Raw genomic sequence first — 3918 nt, 5'->3', positions numbered from 1 at the left:
GCGCGCGGTCTGCACCGCAGACACGACGCGACGACGCTACGCGTCGTTACCATCGCTTCGCGATGGAGCATTGCGCTCCGCGCAATGCGGCGGAACTCCGTTCCGCCTATCCGGAGTCGCTCCGCGATCCGGACCGATCCGACTGACGCCGAATCGGCCCCTGAATCAGCCTGATCCGCAGTCTCGTACAGGGAGCTGACGCACCCTCCGGGCGCGTCAGGAAAGCGGCTGGCGATAGGGCGATGATGTCGGCCTCCTCCACCTCTATGGACCTGCCTCTCTTTCGGATGCGTCGATCTGATGTGTCGGATAAATTTTGGAATAATGGACAAGTGCCCATCCTGGCGCTACTTACTATCCCGCGTCGTCTGAGGACCCGGGCGGGAACCTCTCTCTGATAGCACGTCAATGTCCTGCCTAAGACTGGCTTCCATTCGACTTTGGTTCGCCTGAGCTCCCCTCCAAAACCACAATCTGACCTCTCCTCAGCCCTCCCCATCCCAAGTGAATTGATGCGTGCAGAGCCCACGCCGAGCGTGGGCGATCCAACGCCCCGGTAGCTCCAGACGGCGCCAGAAAGCCGTACAGGCACCAACCCGGCCCGGGCCACCCACCGGCCTAGCGTGGCGGCGGAGCCGACGTGCAGCAGGACACCAGCCGCGCCCGATCCCTGATGCCGCCGCGCCGACCACGCCCGCCCCGCCCCCCTTCTCTTCTCCATTCGGGCAGGGAGTAACGGCAGCAGAGGGGATGTCAGCAGGCGACCACGCGCAGGCGCATGGGCTGAGCAGAGGTAATGGCCGAGATGTGGGATGTGTTCAGCATGAGTTGGCGCAGGAGGAGGCGCAGGAGTAAGCGCGCTGTTTGATGCGCGAGTTGTCAGAGGGTGACGCTCGATCAGGTTGCGTTTTGCCTGCTCGCAGGGGTTGTGATCATGCCGTCACAGTATCTAGTATCGAATTAGCAAGTTGTTCCGGGTGACGCCGGAGCGACCACGCCGAACACGAAGGGAAGCCCCGCAATGGAGGCAGCGTCAGCAGTGCAGCTGATCAATCAGCTGATCTACAAGCCGGGTTGGACGGTCGACGCCGACGACCACACGCACCGGTTTGAGGGCACGGTGAAGGTGAGGTTCACATTCCCCGCCCACCGGTCGGAGCGGAATTTGGCACCGGAAGGATACCCGGAGAAGATCACCACTTACGCAGAATTCCCCATCGTTGTCGCCGACTGTGACGATGTGGAACTTTACCGCCGAGTTCTCGGCAAGATCATGGAAATTGAGCTGCACGAGGCTCGTGAATTCCTCCGTGTGCCGCCCACGTATTGGGCCCCGTTCCACCCTCACCGCGTAGACGGCATGAAGCGTTGGGGTGACTCCCCCGGAGATCTGCTCTACGGGATTTCCTGACAGACGCTCCCGGACGGGGGCCGCATCTCATCTGCGCCCCCGTTCGGGAGACCAGGCCCCAAACCCCCGATCCCGCATCCAGTCAGCGAGGAAGTCATGAACCCGAACGTCGTCATCCTTCTTGTCGCCGTAGTGGCTTGCTACGCGTACAGCAAGGGCCGCGCCCGAGGCCAGAGCGAGAACATCGCGAAGGCGGTTGCGCGGTTCTTCGAGAAGAAGTGACCACGCCCTAGGAGGGTGTTGGGTGTCCACGCGTGGACACCCAACACCAGGCCGCGCCGGGGCCGGCCAGGCCATCGGGGCAGCCGCCGGCCCGCCGGGGCCGAGGCCCCGGGGGCGGGCACCAGCCGCCCCCTCCCTCAAGGGCATGCCCATGCGCCGCCGTCCGAAGACTGCCCAACACAGGGGGTACCGCGACCGCCCACCGCCCCGCATGCGAGCGACTCGCAGGGCTTGCATTCCCGGGTATTTTTATCTAGTATCGAAATATGCCGGGTGACGCCGGTGGAACGCCGAACAACACGAAGGGAGCCCTTGTGGCTCACGAGACCAGCCAGATCACCGCGCACGCCGCGGTGACAGACACCCGCAACGCATCCTTTGAGGACCTGGCACAGATCCTGGAGTGGGACCAGGAGGCCAAGGTCGACATGGTGGCCCCTGCCTCCGCCATCACCTCAGTTGGCGGCAACCTCACCGTGACCGGCGTGGATCCGGTACTGACGCCCAGCGGCGTGACAAGCGCTGATGGCGCCTACCGTCCCACCGCCGTAGCCGACGAGGGAATTGCCGACAAGCTGAAGATCCCTACCGCCTACCTGCGCCGCATGCGCGCCGAAGCGGTCGCCCTGTACGACCTCAACGTCAATGGCTGGCTCCAGAGGGACCCCACCCGCCGCTTCCTGCTTCGCGCGTTCAAGGGCGAACCGGGCGTACTGCGTGCGTGGCTCTCCGACGGCTACAAGATCATTGACCATCTGGACATGCTCACCGCCGTACTGGCGGGCATCCGGGAGTCGGGGCACCCCGTGAATATCACGGGCGCCGACCTCACGGAACGGCGCATGATCGTTCGCGTGGAGTCCGAGCACGTCGCAGCGTTTGCCCCCGAGCTGCTGCGCGGGTACCGGTCGCCGTTCACCGGACAGACGGGCGATCAGTTGCCCGTCGTCTCGGCCGGGTTCGTTCTCACCAACAGCGAGGTAGGCAGCGGCAAGTACGCGATCACACCCCGCATCGTCGCGCGGGTGTGCGGCAACGGTATGACGATCACGAAGGACGCGTTCGGCAAGGTGCACCTCGGTGCACGGATGAGCGAGGGGATCGTCGAGTTCTCGAAGGACACCCAAGAGAAGAATCTCGCGCTGATCACGGCTCAGACCCGTGACGCCGTCGCAACGTTCATGAACCGCGACTACGTCGAGCGGAAGCTGGCCGACATCCAGCGGGAGGCAGGCCGCGAGGTCACCAGCCCGGCCGAGACCGTGGAACTGGTGGCAAAGCAGCTGCGATTCTCCGACAGCGTGCGCGACTCCGTGTTTAACCATTTCATTAAGGGTGGTCAGACCACGGCAGGCGGGATCATGCAGGCCATCACCGCTACCGCGCAGACCCTCGACGACGGGGATGCGGCCTACGAGCTGGAGACGCAGGCCCTTTCCGCCCTGGCCATCGCCGCAGCAGCGTAGCCGTCAGCAAGCCCCGGCGGGAGCGCGGCGGCCTCCCGCTCCCGCCGGAACGGCAGTCCGTGAGCGGCACTCGGATGCCGCTCACAAACGTCCCAGCCGGAATCGGCAGGGCTTGACTTTGAAGCCTTTATTATCTAGTATCGAATATAGAAGTTGAGGAGTGACTCCCTCAACGGTCGCCGAAACAACACGAGGGGAAACGCCTGATGGGCGCCAAGAACCTTTCATCCAGGCAGGCCCGGGAACGCCTGGCTCCGGTCACCGCGCACGCCGTGGCCACCGTGACCGATCTGATGCAGACGGCAGGTCCCGGACGGCACGTGATCACCACAGTTGTCCGTCCGAGGAACGCAGAGCCCGTCACCGCCTACGCCTGGTTCGACGTATTCGGGGAAGGCACTGACGCTCTCTGGAGCGGCGTGTATGCCGATGCCGCCGCAGTCGCAGAAGTCGTGGCTCTCGCCTTCATCGTCGCCACGGGCAGCGTTGTGCTCGGCACGACGTCGCCGACAGGCGAGGAAACCGTACGCGGCTGGGTGGTCGACGGTCAGACGCTCAGGCCGCTCACGGCAGAGCAGGTCCGCCACGCCTTCCACGAAACGCTGGGTCCGGATACGCCTTCCGTCACCTACCGAACGGCATTCCCGGTTCCGGCATAGCCCCAGTCCAGCGGCCGGTGTCCTCCCCCACACCCGGCCGCTCCCAGGGCCGCCGCCCCGGGATCTCCCGGTACCGGGGGGGGGGGGCCCCCCCACGCCCGCAGGGCCCCCGCAAGAGAAGTAACCCGGCCGGAGCTGGGCCCCGGGCCCCGAGCCCCCC

4 protein-coding genes are annotated in these 3918 nt (G+C 65.3%); all 4 read left to right on the top strand.

Going from position 1 to position 3918, the window contains the following annotated elements; all coding sequences use genetic code 11:
• The first annotated feature begins 1039 nt into the window (after window positions 1–1039).
• The 4 genes from ACFYXC_RS41775 (at window position 1040) to ACFYXC_RS41760 (ending at window position 3758) form a co-directional block, all read left to right on the top strand.
• On the top strand, window positions 1040–1411 hold the full coding sequence (locus ACFYXC_RS41775; RefSeq protein WP_389558379.1) for a hypothetical protein: 372 nt from the start codon (window positions 1040–1042) through the stop codon (window positions 1409–1411).
• A 96-nt stretch (window positions 1412–1507) separates the two neighbouring features.
• Window positions 1508–1633, top strand: coding sequence for a hypothetical protein (locus tag ACFYXC_RS41770; protein WP_389558377.1), 126 nt, complete (start codon window positions 1508–1510; stop codon window positions 1631–1633).
• Between the two features lie 314 nt (window positions 1634–1947).
• Window positions 1948–3099 carry a DUF932 domain-containing protein gene (locus tag ACFYXC_RS41765; protein WP_389558375.1) on the top strand — a complete coding sequence of 384 codons (1152 nt, stop codon included), beginning with the start codon at window positions 1948–1950 and terminating at the stop codon, window positions 3097–3099.
• A gap of 206 nt (window positions 3100–3305) precedes the next feature.
• A complete protein-coding gene (locus ACFYXC_RS41760) occupies window positions 3306–3758 on the top strand; it encodes a hypothetical protein (RefSeq protein WP_389558374.1) in 453 nt (150 codons plus the stop codon).
• The last annotated feature ends 160 nt before the right edge of the window (window positions 3759–3918 follow it).

This window comes from Streptomyces sp. NPDC002701 (assembly GCF_042889045.1).
Classification (GTDB): domain Bacteria; phylum Actinomycetota; class Actinomycetes; order Streptomycetales; family Streptomycetaceae; genus Streptomyces.
Note: the sequence above shows the minus strand (reverse complement) of the source record. Positions and strands in the feature narration are given on the sequence as shown.